14 protein-coding genes are annotated in these 13,510 nt (G+C 67.8%); 5 read left to right on the forward strand and 9 right to left on the reverse strand.

What is annotated here, in order from left to right; all coding sequences use genetic code 11:
* Positions 1–13: 13 nt before the first annotated feature.
* Positions 14–1,381 (reverse strand): NTP/NDP exchange transporter, encoded by a 1,368-nt coding sequence (locus tag AC1Q5B_RS00215; RefSeq protein WP_492629747.1) that lies wholly within the window; start codon positions 1,379–1,381, stop codon positions 14–16.
* A gap of 215 nt (positions 1,382–1,596) precedes the next feature.
* Here AC1Q5B_RS00215 and AC1Q5B_RS00220 point away from each other — a divergent pair, with 215 nt between their 5' ends.
* Both AC1Q5B_RS00220 and AC1Q5B_RS00225 read left to right on the forward strand, forming a co-directional pair.
* Positions 1,597–3,240 carry a GMC family oxidoreductase gene (locus AC1Q5B_RS00220; RefSeq protein WP_492629748.1) on the forward strand — a complete coding sequence of 548 codons (1,644 nt, stop codon included), beginning with the start codon at positions 1,597–1,599 and terminating at the stop codon, positions 3,238–3,240.
* A 370-nt stretch (positions 3,241–3,610) separates the two neighbouring features.
* Positions 3,611–5,029, forward strand: coding sequence for a serine hydrolase domain-containing protein (locus AC1Q5B_RS00225; RefSeq protein WP_492629749.1), 1,419 nt, complete (start codon positions 3,611–3,613; stop codon positions 5,027–5,029).
* A 188-nt stretch (positions 5,030–5,217) separates the two neighbouring features.
* Here AC1Q5B_RS00225 and AC1Q5B_RS00230 read toward each other — a convergent pair whose 3' ends face one another.
* From AC1Q5B_RS00230 to AC1Q5B_RS00265, 8 genes are all read right to left on the reverse strand, one after another.
* On the reverse strand, positions 5,218–5,754 hold the full coding sequence (locus AC1Q5B_RS00230; RefSeq protein WP_492629750.1) for an SRPBCC family protein: 537 nt from the start codon (positions 5,752–5,754) through the stop codon (positions 5,218–5,220).
* A gap of 115 nt (positions 5,755–5,869) precedes the next feature.
* The gene (locus tag AC1Q5B_RS00235; RefSeq protein WP_492629751.1) at positions 5,870–6,316 is read right to left on the reverse strand and encodes a hypothetical protein; all 447 of its coding nucleotides are present in this window, start codon (positions 6,314–6,316) and stop codon (positions 5,870–5,872) included.
* 366 nt (positions 6,317–6,682) lie between these two features.
* The gene (locus tag AC1Q5B_RS00240; protein WP_492629752.1) at positions 6,683–7,057 is read right to left on the reverse strand and encodes a hypothetical protein; all 375 of its coding nucleotides are present in this window, start codon (positions 7,055–7,057) and stop codon (positions 6,683–6,685) included.
* 248 nt (positions 7,058–7,305) lie between these two features.
* Complete coding sequence (gene gcvH, locus AC1Q5B_RS00245; RefSeq protein ID WP_492629753.1) at positions 7,306–7,701, reverse strand: glycine cleavage system protein GcvH; 396 nt, start codon at positions 7,699–7,701, stop codon at positions 7,306–7,308.
* 84 nt (positions 7,702–7,785) lie between these two features.
* A complete protein-coding gene (gene gcvT, locus AC1Q5B_RS00250; protein ID WP_492629754.1) occupies positions 7,786–8,907 on the reverse strand; it encodes a glycine cleavage system aminomethyltransferase GcvT in 1,122 nt (373 codons plus the stop codon).
* 64 nt (positions 8,908–8,971) lie between these two features.
* Positions 8,972–9,478, reverse strand: a complete 507-nt coding sequence (locus AC1Q5B_RS00255; protein ID WP_492629755.1) for a hypothetical protein — start codon at positions 9,476–9,478, stop codon at positions 8,972–8,974.
* Positions 9,479–9,910: an NfeD family protein gene (locus AC1Q5B_RS00260; RefSeq protein WP_492629756.1), complete on the reverse strand. Its 432-nt coding sequence runs from the start codon at positions 9,908–9,910 to the stop codon at positions 9,479–9,481.
* 1 nt (position 9,911) lies between these two features.
* Complete coding sequence (locus AC1Q5B_RS00265; protein ID WP_492629757.1) at positions 9,912–10,877, reverse strand: SPFH domain-containing protein; 966 nt, start codon at positions 10,875–10,877, stop codon at positions 9,912–9,914.
* 124 nt (positions 10,878–11,001) lie between these two features.
* Between AC1Q5B_RS00265 and AC1Q5B_RS00270 the strand changes: the two genes are divergently transcribed.
* The 3 genes from AC1Q5B_RS00270 to AC1Q5B_RS00280 are packed head-to-tail and all read left to right on the forward strand — an operon-like array spanning position 11,002 to position 13,468.
* Positions 11,002–11,565: an RNA polymerase sigma factor gene (locus AC1Q5B_RS00270; protein WP_492629758.1), complete on the forward strand. Its 564-nt coding sequence runs from the start codon at positions 11,002–11,004 to the stop codon at positions 11,563–11,565.
* Complete coding sequence (locus AC1Q5B_RS00275; RefSeq protein ID WP_492629759.1) at positions 11,558–12,259, forward strand: hypothetical protein; 702 nt, start codon at positions 11,558–11,560, stop codon at positions 12,257–12,259. The genes AC1Q5B_RS00270 and AC1Q5B_RS00275 overlap by 8 nt, the downstream gene beginning before the upstream one ends.
* Before the next feature lie 27 nt (positions 12,260–12,286).
* A complete protein-coding gene (locus AC1Q5B_RS00280; RefSeq protein ID WP_492629760.1) occupies positions 12,287–13,468 on the forward strand; it encodes a PDZ domain-containing protein in 1,182 nt (393 codons plus the stop codon).
* Positions 13,469–13,510 lie beyond the last annotated feature (42 nt).

Here is a 13,510-nt window from a genome sequence, read left to right on the forward strand (position 1 = left end):
CTGCCGTCGCGCGTCAGGCCTTCGCGGTGCCGGGCGGCGCAGCGGCGAGGTCACGTTCGGAAGGCAGCTTCGATTCCTCGCGCAGCAACCTCCAGGCACTGAAGGTCATGGCGCTGGCGACCAGCAGGCCGGCACCGAACACCACGTTCGAGCCGAACGCGGACAGCAGCTTGTGCAGCCAGACGAAGCTGAGGTCGCCGCCGCGATAGACCACCGTGTCGATAGCGGCACCGGCCTTGTAGCGCCACTCGCGACCGACGCGGGTGTAGATGGTCTCCCGCGCGGGCTTGGCCAGCGAGAACTCGCTGGCACGGGTGACCACCTGCACGATCGCCACCATCATCGGCAATGGTGAAGCGGAGAGGATGGAAAACCCGACGATGATCGCGCACCCGGGGATCAGCAGCGCCGGGGCGATACCGAAGCGGGACAGCAGCACGCGGGTCAACAGCAGTTGCACCACCAGGGTCAGTGAATTGACCGCCAGGTCCAGCGTGGCGAAGTAGTCGGCGCGGGCCTCGGCCGACGTGAACATGGTGCGCGCGATGGCGTTCTGCTCATTGTAGAGCAGCGTGCCCACGCCCACGCCCATGACCACCATGACGGCGAGCCAGCGCAGCAGCGGCTCGCGCACGATCAGCTTCAGTCCCGCCAGCACCTCGCCGCCCATCGGGACTTCGCCGCTGGCCTGGCGACGCTCCGCCTCGCGCGCCACGGCCCACGTCCTCAGCCTGACGATGCACAGCACGCATACGGAGAACAGGAAGGCCGACACGAGCATCATGTTGGGGATACCCACGCGCACCACCAGCGCCTTCGTCAGCGCGGGCCCCAGGAACGCGCCCATCGTGCCCGCGGCGCCGATGTAGCCGTAGTAGCGTTTCGCTTCGGCATTGGTGAAGACGTCCGCCATGAAACTCCAGAACACGGCGACCGCGAACAGGTTGAACACGGTGATCCACAGGATGAACGCCAGGCCGCGGCCTGCGATGCCGCTGTCGAACATGGCGTAGAACGCCAGCAGCGTGGCGATGAAGAACCCGTAGATCACCGGCAGGAAGACCCGTCGCGGGAAACGGCTCACCAGCCAGCCATAGACCGGCTGCAGCACCAGCATGATCAGGAACACGGTGCTGAAGATGAACTGCAGCGTGAACTCGCCCAGTGCGATGCCCCGGTCGGCGAAGAACGCGATCAAGGCGGGCGGGAACACGGCTTCGATATCGCTGGATGCTGCCATCGCCTCGCGCACCGGCCGCAGCACGTAGTAGCCGCTCAGCAGGCAGAAGAAATAGATGAAGGCCCATACCAGCGGCGGAGACTCGGACATCGCCGCACCGAGTCGGCCGAACCGGGTGGTCGCTGGGGAGGACGGTTCCATGGGGCGCGGCCTGCGATCGCATCGTCGGGGCGCGGGCACCGCCCGCCTGTGGCGCGCAAGGTATCCGATGCACTGCAACATCGCCAGCCTTTTCCCGACAAACGCGGCGCGGGAACCGCACGCATGCCCGGCGATGCGGCATCCGGTCGCACCCGCAGAGCATTTGCTCTATCCCCCGCCGCTAGGTTCGGCCGGACTTCGCAACAGGGCAGCATGTGTACGACTACATCATCGTGGGCGCCGGCTCCGCCGGCTGCGTCCTAGCCCATCGCCTGAGCGAAGATCCCGCATGCCGCGTGCTGCTGCTGGAAGCCGGCCCGCGCGACTGGCATCCCTTCATCCACATGCCCGCCGGCCTGGCCAAGCTGGTCGGCCAGAAGGGCGTCAACTGGAACTACGACACCGCGCCCGAACCGCAGCTCGACAACCGCCGCCTGTGGTGGCCGCGCGGCAAGGTGCTGGGTGGTTCCAGCTCGATCAATGCCATGTGCTACATCCGCGGCGTACCGCAGGATTACGACGACTGGGCGAACGCCGGCGCCGACGGCTGGGACTGGGCCAGCACCCTGCCGTACTTCCGCCGTTCCGAGCGCAATGGGCGCGGCGCCGATGCGCTGCATGGCGGCGAAGGTCCTTTGTATGTCTCCGACCTGCGCTACACCAACCCGCTCTCCGCTGCCTTCATCGAAGCCGGCGTGCAGGCCGGCTTCGCGCGCAACGGCGACTTCAACGGTCCTTCGCAGGCCGGGTTCGGCCTGTACCAGGTCACCCAGAAGGACGGCGCTCGCTGTTCGTCGGCGGTCGCCTACCTGGACCCGGCGCGCGATCGCCAGAACCTCGACATCGTCACCGGCGCGCTGGTACGCCGCGTCCTGCTGGAGAAAGGACGCGCCGTCGGCGTGGCGTATGCGCGTGGCGGCCACGAGGTCATCGTGCGCTGCGGCGGCGAGGTGCTGCTGAGCGGTGGCGCGATCAATTCCCCGCAGCTGCTGATGCTGTCCGGCATCGGCCCTGCGGAGCACCTGGAGCAGACCGGCATCAGCGTGCGACATGCACTGCCCGGCGTCGGCGGCAACCTGCAGGACCACCTCGACATCTGCACCCTGCAGCACAGCACCCGGCGCGTGACCTACGACCGCACCAGCGAACTGAAGACCGCCTTCGACTACTTCCTGCGCGGGCACAGCGGCCCGGGCAGCAGCAACATCGCCGAGGCCGGCGCCTTCGTGCGCTCGCCGCTGGCGCCGGACGAACGGCCCGACATCCAGATGCACTTCGTGCCGGCCATGCTCGACGACCACGGCCGCAACCGGCTGCCCGGCGACGGCTACACCGCGCATGCCTGCTTCCTGCGTCCGCGCAGCCGCGGCCGCATCCTGCTGGCCAGCGCGGATCCGCGTGCCGATGCACGCATCGAGGCGAACTACCTGAGCGATCCGGACGGCTTCGACCTGAAGATGATGGTCGAGTGCGCCAAGCTGTCGCGCGAGCTGTTCGCCCAGCCGGCGTTCGACGCCTACCGCGGTGCGCCGATCCACCCCGCGCGCACCGACCTGTCCGACGCGGAACTGGTCGCCTTCATCCGCGCCAAGGCCGAAACCGTCTACCACCCGGTCGGCACCTGCCGGATCGGTGACGACGAGGCGGCCGTGGTCGATCCACAGCTCCGCGTGCGCGGCGTGGACGGACTGCGGGTCGTCGACGCCTCGGTGATGCCGTCGCTGATCGGCGGCAACACCAACGCTCCCACCATCATGATCGCCGAGCGCGCCTCGGACCTGATCCGCGGCATTCCGGTGTTGTCGGGCGGCCATCTCCAGGTCACTGCCGCACAGCCCGCCTCCGCCACGGCGGGCTGATCACCTCAACACCCACCCGCGAAGCATCGCCATCCACCCCGATGGCGACGGCTTAACGCGCGTGCGTTCAGGCGAACATCTCCCTGAATACGCGTCAGCGTCGATCCCCGCGCGTGCGCGGCACGCGTGATCGCATCCAATCCGATCCGGCGTGGAAATTGCATGCCTCCTTGCGAATGCATTCCTGAACGCACTCACGCGGTCGACATCCCCGCACGCGGCAGATGCCAGCAAAAACGGGACGCGCGCCACACCTGAAATCGGCAACAGGATGAACAACATGGACACAGAACTTCTCCCTGTTTGTGCAATCGAAAAAAGCGGCGTTATGATCCCTCGACGGCAACCGCTCACGCAGGCCCCACGCACGATGAAACACACGACACGCCGGCGATCGCTGCACGTTTTCCGGATCGGCCTGGTCGGCCTGCTGCTGCCGCTGACGTTGTCGTCGACGGCACAGACCGCACTGCGCTGGCCGGCAGCCTCCCAACCGGGGGCGGATACCACGGCGGCGTCCGCCAGCGCCGCGGCGTACGTATCGCCGACCCAGCCTCGCCCATACCGCACGTCGCTGCCGGAACAGAACATCCAGCCGCTCGCGGCCGGCTTCGATGTGCGGTCGTTCGAGACCATGGCCGAGCACCTGACCGTCGGCCAGCGCGTGCCCGGCCTGGCGATGGCCATCGTCCACAACGGTCGCGTGCTCAGCGCGCGCGGCTACGGCGTCACCGACGTGGTCAATCCGCAGCAGGTCGATTCGCACACCGTGTTCCGGCTTGCCTCGCTGTCGAAGGCGTTCGCGAGCACGCTGACCGGCCTGATGGTGCAGGACGGCTCGCTGCGCTGGGACAGCAAGGTCAACCAGTTCGTCCCCGGCTTCCAGTTGAGCGACGCCAACGCGACCTCGCGCGTGACCGTGGCCGACGTGCTGAGCCACAGCGTCGGCCTGCAGGCGCACAACGCCTTCGACCGCGACATCGAGGCGAACGCGGAGTATTACGACGTCGCCCGCAAGCTGGCCTACGCGCCGCTGAAGTGCGCGCCGGGCGAGTGCTACGCCTACCAGAACGTCGCCTACAGCCTGATCGGCGACGTGGTGTTCGCCGCGTCCGGCACCTTCTACGACCAGGCAGTGGACCGCCGCATCTTCAAGCCGCTGGGCATGAACGACGCGAGCGTGGGCCTGGCCGGCATCCAGGGCAGCACGCGCTGGGCGCGGCCGCACGTGCGCAGCCGCAACGGCTGGGTATCGCTGACGCCGAAGCCGACCTACTACCGCCTGCCGCCCGCCGCCGGCGTCAACGCCAGCGTCAGCGATCTGGCGCAGTGGCTGATCGCGCAGACCGGTCACCGTCCTGACGTACTGCCTGCACCGCTGCTGGCCACGCTGCATTCACCGGTGGTGACCACGCCGGGCGAGATGCGTGGCGGCTGGCGTCGCGAGCGCGTCCATTCCGCCAGTTACGCGCTCGGCTGGCGCGTGTTCGACTATGCGGGCCAGCAGGTGGTCTTCCATGCCGGCGCCGTGCAGGGCTATCGCGGCCTGGTCGCACTGGTGCCGGGACAGGACCTGGGCGTGGCCCTGGTCTGGAACAGCGACAGTTCGCTGCCCTCGGGCCTGCTGCCCACGATCCTCGACCGCGCGATGGGCCTGCCGGGGCAGCCGTGGGTGGAAACGCCTGCGGATTACGATCTGCTGCTGGCCGAGTCGCCCGAAACCACGCCTGCCGACACCCGCAAGGACAGCGGTACGTCCTCGCAACGCGGCACCGCGTCGCCGCGCTGAGGACGAATGCCTGAGCCCGCTCGCGGCGAGCGTGTCGAACCACGCTGCTTGCGGCCGATCGGATCAGGACAGGCCCTCCGCGGCCGGTAGCGCACGCGACCGCCCCAGCACGCCTCGATGGAAGAAGCGTTGCGGGGCATCGTCCACCGTCTCTCCGTTGCGTCGGATCTCCGGTCCGCCGCGTCCCCTTACGTCTGCGCGTCCTGCTCGAGCATGGCCTTGAGCCTGGCCAAGCCTTTTTCGTAGTCCGCCCCGATCATCCGGTCGAACAGCAGGCCCAGCCAACGCTTGAACGGGTTCAGTCCGTGCGCGCTGTCGAACGCCCACGTCACGCGCGTCCCCTTGCCCTCAGGCGCCAGCAGATAGCTCGCCTGCGCCTGGCTGCCGTCGAAATCCAGCGCCACTGCGATGCGACGGTGCGGTTCGCTGGCGGTGATCTCTTGGCTGCCGCTGCCCACCGCGCGATTGCCCACCCAGCGCATCCGCGCACCCACGCCGCTGGCGGGCCCTTCGAAGGTGTACGTCGCCTGCGGGTCGTACTCGGCCCACGGCGACCACGCACTGAAGCGCTCGAACGAATCCAGCGTGGCGAACACCTGCGCCGGGCTGCGTTCGATGACGATGCTGCGCTCCACATGGGTCGTCGACGGCAGGAGCAGCCCGCCCGCGATGAAGATCACGCCCAGCACGGCGATCGCCGCCAGCACCCACCTGATGAATTTCATGCGCAGCCTCCTCGGCATTCGGGAAACGGCAGCCTAGCCGTTCGCCCATAAAAAAACTCTCCCCCCGCTGGGCACAGGGAGAGAGTCCATGGTGTTACGTGTAATCGGGGTTGGCTTAGATCAGCGGAGCCGGGGTGGCCGGCAGCGCGACGGGGGCCGCTTTCTTCTTGGACTTCTTGGCAGGCTTCTTGGCGGCCTTCTTCGCGGCCTTCTTGGCCGGCTTCTTGGCTACTTTCTTGGCAGCCTTCTTCGCGGTCTTCTTGGCAGCCTTCTTCGCCGGCTTCTTGGCGACCTTCTTGGCGGCCTTCTTCACGGACTTCTTGGCGGCCTTCTTGACGGACTTCTTGGCAGCCTTCTTCGCCGGCTTCTTGGCGACCTTCTTGGCGGCCTTCTTCGCGACCTTCTTCACCGCCTTCTTGGCCTTGGCGACCTTCTTGGCGACCTTCTTGGCAGCCTTCTTCACTGCCTTCTTCACGGTCTTCTTGGCCGCAGACTTCTTGGTGGCCTTCTTGGCAGCCTTCTTGGCGGCCGGTTTCTTCTTCGCAGCTTTCTTCGTTGCCATGTGATGGCTCCTCGTCAGTGAACTATGGATTTTTACGTCTGGTTACAGCACATCTGCCCGGAGGCAGGCCCAGCTGCAAGAAACGCCGCGGGAGTCGGACCCGTCGGCAGCCGTCGTCGCGACACGCGCGGCGATGCGGATTCCCCAGGGAGCCAGGCGTGCGAAACCCGGCCCCCTACAAATACGAAAACACCCGTGTCGCCGGGCGACACGGGTGCGTTGAAGAAGGGGCGTTGCATTTTTCCGGGGGAAGCGAGGCCTGCGTCCACCGTGATCCCGGTGCGGACGATGGGCTGTGTTGTCTCTCGCGCTATCGTGTTGATTCGACTCACTCGCTTCCGCAGCAAGCGCTGCTTGGGGCGAAACCTAATCACGGTTTTTCAAGGTGTCAACACCCTCGTGCAACTTTTTTTCAACGGCCGTCCCGACGGCATGGCGGTGGCGGGCATCGACGACGACGCCCTCATGCCGGCAGTGGATGCCGCCGACGCGGCCCGCCGACATGCGCATGAAAAAAAACATCGGTAAAACGCGCTTTTTTTTCATCGACGTCGCGCGAGCCTTCGCCGCCGACGACGACGCGACCGCTATCCGGCGCACAGCATCCGCCTTGCGAACGCCTTGAACGGCGGCTAAAAAAAACTTTCCGCAGGGGTGTCGGATTTCGCGTCGCACAAGCCCGACTGCGCCGATTTGCGCAAACTTTTTTCCCTCGCGAGGCGATGCATCGTCGTCTTCCACGCCACCTCGCCGACGCGGAAACGGATGCGCGCACCGTCCTCTTCGACCGCTTCGCCGCGCAGTCCGCGATGGCCACCGCGCGTCCCGCAGCCGGTCTGCCGTTCGTCGGTTACGGCAGTGGCGGCCGACGCGCTTCTTCCTACCGCGCGCTCATCGCGCAATGCCGGAAACGACGCGGGGAACCGGCAGCGGGGAATCTTCGTTCCGCCGTCGCCGGTTCCCCGCCAGGGACCGCCTGTGGGATTGCCTCAGTGGTCTTCGTCTTCGATCAGTTCGGCGTAGTCGTCGGGCGACAGCAGGTCGTTGAGCTGGTCCGGCTCCTCGGCTTCGATCACGAAGATCCAGCCGTCGCCGTAGGCGTCCTCGTTGATGGTCTCGGGTTTGTCGGCCAACGCCGTGTTGACCTCCAGCACCTTGCCGGTGACCGGGCTGTACACATCGGACGCCGCCTTCACGGACTCGACCACGGCACTGGCATTGCCGGCTTCGATGCGGTCGCCGACGTTGGGCAGTTCGACGTAGACCAGGTCGCCCAGCAGACCCTGCGCGTGATCGGAAATGCCGACGGTGATACGGCCGCCGGCTTCGAGGCGGGCCCACTCATGGGACTTGAGGAACTTCAGATCGCCTGGAATCTCACTCATGGGGTGCTCCGGATCGCTGCTTGGGTCGGGAAGGGAAAGATAGTTTAGCGGAGGACGGCACGGGTGAATGCAACCCGGCGCGGCTCACTCCAGCACGCCCGGCTGCGCCTGGCCCTCGCGCACGAACGGGAACTTCACCACGCGCACCGGCACCTCCTTGCCGCGGATGTCCACGCGCACGCCGCCGTCGGCGCCGAGCGGAATGTCGCCGGCCGGCACGCGTGCGAAGGCGATGGCCTTGCCGAGTGTCGGCGAGAACGTGCCGGACAGGATCTCGCCATCGCCATGCGCCGTGAGCACCTTCTGTCCATGGCGCAGTACGCCCTTTTCATCCATCACCAGGCCGATCATCTGGCGCGGCGCGCCGGACGCCTTCTGCGCCTCCAGGATGACGCGGCCGGTGAACGCACGTCCCTCGTCCAGCGCCACGGTCCAGGCGAGCGCCGCCTCGTACGGCGAAACGGTGTCGTCCATGTCCTGGCCATAAAGATTCATGCCGGCCTCCAGGCGCAACGTGTCGCGCGCGCCCAGGCCGGCGGGCCTGACGCCTGCATCGAGCAGCGCGTTCCAGAACGCCACCGCCTGCGCCTGCGGCAGCACGATCTCGTAACCGTCCTCACCGGTGTAGCCGGTGCGCGCGACGAACAGCGGCACGCCCCCGACGCTGGTGGCGTCGGCCGCTGCGAAGCGGGTCAGCTTGCCGACCTTCGCACGATCCTCCTCGCGCAGCAGGCCGTGCACGCGCTCGCGCGCGGCCGGACCCTGCACGGCGACCATCGCGAAGTCGGGACGCTCGCTGACCTGCACGTCGAAGGCGGCCGCCTGCTCGGTGATCCATGCCAGGTCTTTCTCGCGGGTGGCGGCATTGACCACCAGGCGGAAGAAGTCCTCGGCCAGGAAATAGATGATCAGGTCGTCGATGACGCCGCCCTGTTCGTTGAGCATGGCGGTGTACAGCGCCTTGCCCGGCTTCTGGAGCTTGTCGACCGAATTGGCGACCAGCCGGCGCAGGAACTCCCGCGTGCGCGGGCCACGCAAGTCGACCACGGTCATGTGGCTGACGTCGAACATGCCGGCGTCGCGGCGCACCTGGTGGTGCTCCTCGATCTGGGAACCGTAGTGGATCGGCATGTCCCAGCCGCCGAAGTCGACCATCTTGGCGCCGAGCGCGCGATGGGTGTCGTTGAGGATGGTCTTCTGGGTCATGGCGGGTTCCGGGACGGACAAAGAAGCGCATTATCCCAGAACGCACCAGCGCGGTGCGCCGCCGTCACAGGCCGTAGTAAGCCTCGTTGATGCAGTCCACGGAGCGCGCCTCGAGCACGTCGAAGCGGCCATCGGGCAGCTTGAGCCTCCCCGCCCAGGCGACATCCTTCAGCCATTCCGTCGACGTGTCGTGCTGCCGCACGATGGCGGCCACGCGCGCGTCGTCGCGGCCGTTCACGCGGCAGGTGCCGAACTGCAGGTAGTAACCGGAGCGTTCGGTCGGGTAAGGCAGGGCATCGGTGATGCGCCACTGCGCGCGGGCGCCGTCACGGCCGGCAAGCTGGCCGGCGATGACGAAGCGCGGCACCGGTTCGCCGCCCGCATCGATGGCCGCCAGGGCGAGCACGCCGATCGAGTAGTCGCACACGTGCGCAGGATCCGCGGCGTCGGACACGCAGCTGCCGCCCAGTTCGTCGAGACCGGCGGGATACGGCGGCATCACCTTGCCGACCAAGTCAGCCGTGGTCACCGCCAGCAACGACATCGACCACGCCAGCACCGCCGCGCCCACCTACGCCTCCTGCACCTTCAACGTCATGCCGTTCACCGCGATCACGCGGACCCGCGTCCCCAGTGGCAGGTCCGCGCCTTCCACCGTCCAGAACGCATCGTCGATCCTGACCCGGCCGCGCCCGCCTTCGATGGGCTGGTCGAGCGTGGCGACCGTGCCGACCAGCTGCTCGGCGCGGCGATTGAGCAGCGGCTTGTCGCTCTGGCGGCCCTTGCCGCGGAACCACTTCCGGTAGACCGCCACCGAGATCACCGCGAGCAACGAGAACAGGACCGCCTGCGCCAGCCAGCCCAACCCCGGCGCCACCAGCACCACGACCGCCATCGCCACTGCGGCGAAGCCGAACCACAGCATGAAGGCGCCGGGCGCCATCGCCTCCGCGGCAAACAGCACCAGCGCCCCGATCGCCCAGAACGCGAACTTGAAGCTCATGTCAGCCTCCCGGGACGCGCGGCGGACGCGGGGGCGCGACGACCTGCTGCTTGTTCAGCGCTTCCCTGGCCAGCTCGGCGATGCCGGCGATCGAGCCGATCACGCCACTGGCCTCCATCGGCATCAGCACGAACTTCTGGTTCGGCGCGGTGGCCAGCTCCTTGAAGGCCTCCACGTACTTCTGCGCGATGAAGTAGTTGATCGCCTGCACGTCGCCCTGCGCGATGGCGTTGGACACCAGCTCGGTCGCCTTCGCCTCGGCCTCGGCCAGGCGCTCGCGCGCCTCGGCCTCGCGGTAGGCGGCCTCGCGCTTGCCCTCGGCTTCCAGGATCGCACTCTGCTTGTCGCCTTCGGCGCGCAGGATCTCGGACTGGCGCGCGCCCTCGGCCTCCAGGATCGAGGCGCGCTTGTCGCGCTCGGCCTTCATCTGCCGGGCCATCGCATCCACCAGGTCGCGCGGCGGCTGGATGTCCTTGATCTCGATGCGGTTGACCTTCACGCCCCACGGGCTGGTGGCGTGATCGACCACGCCCAGCAGCTTGGCGTTGATGGTCTCGCGCTGGCTCAGCGATTCGTCCAGGTCCATCGAACCGATCACGGTGCGGATGTTGGTCTGGACCAGGGCGATCATCGCCTGGTCCAGGCTGGACACTTCATAGGCCGCCTTGGCCGCGTCCAGTACCTGGAAGAACACCACGCCGTCCACCTTCACCACCGCGTTGTCCTTGGTGATGACGTCCTGCGACGGCACTTCGAACACCTGCTCCATCATGTTGACCTTGCGGCCGATGCTCTGCATGTACGGGATCAGGAAGTGCAGGCCCGGCGACATGGTGTGGGTGTACTTGCCGAAATGCTCCACGGTGAACTCGTACCCTTGCGGCACGACGCGGACGCCCTTGAAGAAGGTCACCACGATGAACAGCGCCACCGCCGCCACCACGAGTGTTGAAAGACCGAAATCCATGTTGCGCCCCTCCCTTGATGTTTGACCGGATTATAGGACGGCCAGCGGGAACTTCCCCGGCGCTGCGACGGTATTGCCTTCGGCTGCATCCCTTGTCTTCAGAACCCCCGAAGAACCTCCCCGCTTGAGCCGATCGCAGTTCGCCATCGATGTCCCCGACAGCCTGCTCGCCCGTGCGCGCGGCGGCTGCCGGGAGGCGTTCGAGCAGATCTACCGGCGCTTCGAGCGGCCGGTGTTCACGCTGGCGCTGCGCATCTGCGGCGACCGCGAAGAGGCCGGCGACGTGCTGCAGGACACCATGCTGAAGCTCTTCCACCACCTGCCGGACTACCGCGCCGACTGCCCGTTCTGGGGCTGGCTGCGCCAGATCGCGGTCAACGAGGCGCTGTTGCGCCTGCGCCGGCAGAAGCGCCTGATCGCCGAGATCGCGGTGGACGAGGACGACCTGCCGGAGGATCGCGGATTGCCGCCCGCGGCCGCCGCCGATGCCGCAATGCTGCAGCGCGCGCTCGAGGCGCTGCCCTCCGCCACCCGCAGCGTGCTGTGGCTCTACCACGCCGAGGGCTATACGCACGACGAGATCGCCGCCCTGATGCAGCGCACGCCCAGCTTCTCCAAATCGCAACTCTCGCGCGGCACCCGCCGGCTGCGGGCACTGCTGAAGATCGAGGAAACCGTCCATGCCTGATTCCCGTACCCGCGAGCCGATGCCGCGCGACTGGAGCGAAGCGTTCGGCGCCCTTCCGCTGGACGCACCCGGCGAGGACCGCTGGCAACGCGTCGCCGCCGCGCTGCCACCCGCGCAGATGCCGGTTCGACGCGCACGCTGGCGTCGTCCTGCGCTGGCGCTGGTGGCGACGACGTTCTTCGCCGCCGTGATCCCGCTGATGCACTGGCGCGCGGTGGAGACCACGCCGCCGCTGCAGCACCCCCCCGGCGTGGCCGCCACGACGGAGGCTTCCACGATCCCGCCGGCCACTGCCATCGAGACCGTCGCCCCGGCACCTGCTCCGCGCATCGCGCCGGAAACACCGGCACCCGGCGCGGTGACCGCAGCACCGCAGGTCCGCCGCTCGGTGAAGCGCGCCACGCCTAGCCGGCTGGATGCGCTCTATACCGAATCCGCGCGGCTCGAGGCCGTCCTCGCGCAGCTGCCCGACAGCAGCGCCGGCAACGTCGCCGCGCTCGCGGTCAGCGCCGAACTGCAGGACCAGATGACCCACATCGATCTGGCGCTCTCGCAACCGGCGCTGCCGGACGTCACCCGCACCGCGCTATGGGAACAGCGCGTCGACACCTTGCGCCAGCTCACCGGCGTGGAAGCCACCCAGCGCTGGCAGGTCGCACTGAACGCCGACGGCGCCTACAGCGCCATCTACTGATCCGGAACCGCAACGAGGAGATCCACGATGTTCAAACCCCTTTCACGCTCGCTGCTGGCCCTCGCGCTGCTCGCGTCCTTGCCGGCGCTCGCGCAACAGGCCGATGCCGGCAAACAGAAGGAACTCGACGATGCCCGCGCCGACCTGCAGCGCGCGGCCAAGCGCGTCGCCGAACTCTCGCGCGACGCGGGCCACCTGCGCGCGCCGGTCGACATCGACCGGATCATCGTCAGCCGGCCACGCCTGGGCGTCCTGTTGTCCGGCGACGACGCCACGGGGGTGCGCATCACCGGCGTAACGCCGGACAGCGGTGCGGCGAAGGCCGGGCTCAAGGCGGGCGACCGCCTGCTGCGCGTGGCGGGCACACCCGTCGAAGGCGACGCCGCCGAGGCACGCGTCGCGCACGCCCGCAAGCTTCTGTCCGACCTCAAGACCGATACCGCCGTACGAGTCACCTACCAGCGCGAGGGCAAGGCGCACGAAGCCGATGTCGTCGCCACGCAGGTCCCGCCCCGCGTCGGATTGACCAGCCAGGGGCCGCGCGCCGCCTTCTTCCACGGCGGCGACGGCGGCATGCCGCAGATCGAAGGCGTTCCCGTGCCACTCGACCAGATCGTGAACGTCATCTCGCCGGAGGTGCAGCGCGAACTCCGCCAACTCGGCAGGCTCGGCGACTGCCAGGGAGAAGATTGCCGCCTGCCTGCCCTGGCCGAGGTGTTCCGCTGGAGCAACCTCAACCTGGCCACGGTGGACGCTTCGCTCGGGCGTTATTTCGGCACCGATGCAGGCGTACTGGTCCTGTCCGTCGGCGACGAACTGGCGGGCCTGCAGGCAGGCGATGTGATCCGCAAGGTGGATGGCGCGTCCGTGGCGACGCCACGCGACGTCACGCAGGCGCTGCGCGGCAAGCCGGAAGACGCGAAGGTCGCCGTCGAGTATCTGCGCGATCGCCAGACGCGGACCAGCACGGTGTCGATACCCAAAGCGGCGGCATTCCGTTTCCCCGTGACCTCGCGGGTCACCGTCAAGCCGCGTGTCGCCATCGGCGCGGGACAGGCACCGACCCTCGTCGAGAAGCGCCGCGTGATGATCATCGATCGGGACGGGAAGGTGCAGACCTTCGAGGACGGCGTCGGTGAAGCTCCGCAGCCTCCGGCACCTCCCGCACCGCCTGCGCCTCCCGCGGGCAAGGGCGGCGCCCTGCTCTGACACCCATTATTAGAAGAGAGACCGTACGAATCCCCTGCCCCC

Source organism: Pseudoxanthomonas sp. GW835-FHT14C01, from assembly GCF_058793715.1.

Excerpts from the sequence above, each read along its gene's own strand:
- gcvT (WP_492629754.1), bottom strand. The coding sequence starts at position 8,907 with ATGACCCAGAAGACCATCCTCAACGACACCCATCGCGCGCTCGGCGCC.
- AC1Q5B_RS00235 (WP_492629751.1), bottom strand. The coding sequence starts at position 6,316 with ATGGCAACGAAGAAAGCTGCGAAGAAGAAACCGGCCGCCAAGAAGGCT.
- AC1Q5B_RS00215 (WP_492629747.1), bottom strand. The coding sequence starts at position 1,381 with ATGGAACCGTCCTCCCCAGCGACCACCCGGTTCGGCCGACTCGGTGCG.
- AC1Q5B_RS00230 (WP_492629750.1), bottom strand. The coding sequence starts at position 5,754 with ATGAAATTCATCAGGTGGGTGCTGGCGGCGATCGCCGTGCTGGGCGTG.
- AC1Q5B_RS00225 (WP_492629749.1), top strand. The coding sequence starts at position 3,611 with ATGAAACACACGACACGCCGGCGATCGCTGCACGTTTTCCGGATCGGC.
- AC1Q5B_RS00275 (WP_492629759.1), top strand. The coding sequence starts at position 11,558 with ATGCCTGATTCCCGTACCCGCGAGCCGATGCCGCGCGACTGGAGCGAA.
- gcvH (WP_492629753.1), bottom strand. The coding sequence starts at position 7,701 with ATGAGTGAGATTCCAGGCGATCTGAAGTTCCTCAAGTCCCATGAGTGG.
- AC1Q5B_RS00265 (WP_492629757.1), bottom strand. The coding sequence starts at position 10,877 with ATGGATTTCGGTCTTTCAACACTCGTGGTGGCGGCGGTGGCGCTGTTC.
- AC1Q5B_RS00260 (WP_492629756.1), bottom strand. The coding sequence starts at position 9,910 with ATGAGCTTCAAGTTCGCGTTCTGGGCGATCGGGGCGCTGGTGCTGTTT.
- AC1Q5B_RS00280 (WP_492629760.1), top strand. The coding sequence starts at position 12,287 with ATGTTCAAACCCCTTTCACGCTCGCTGCTGGCCCTCGCGCTGCTCGCG.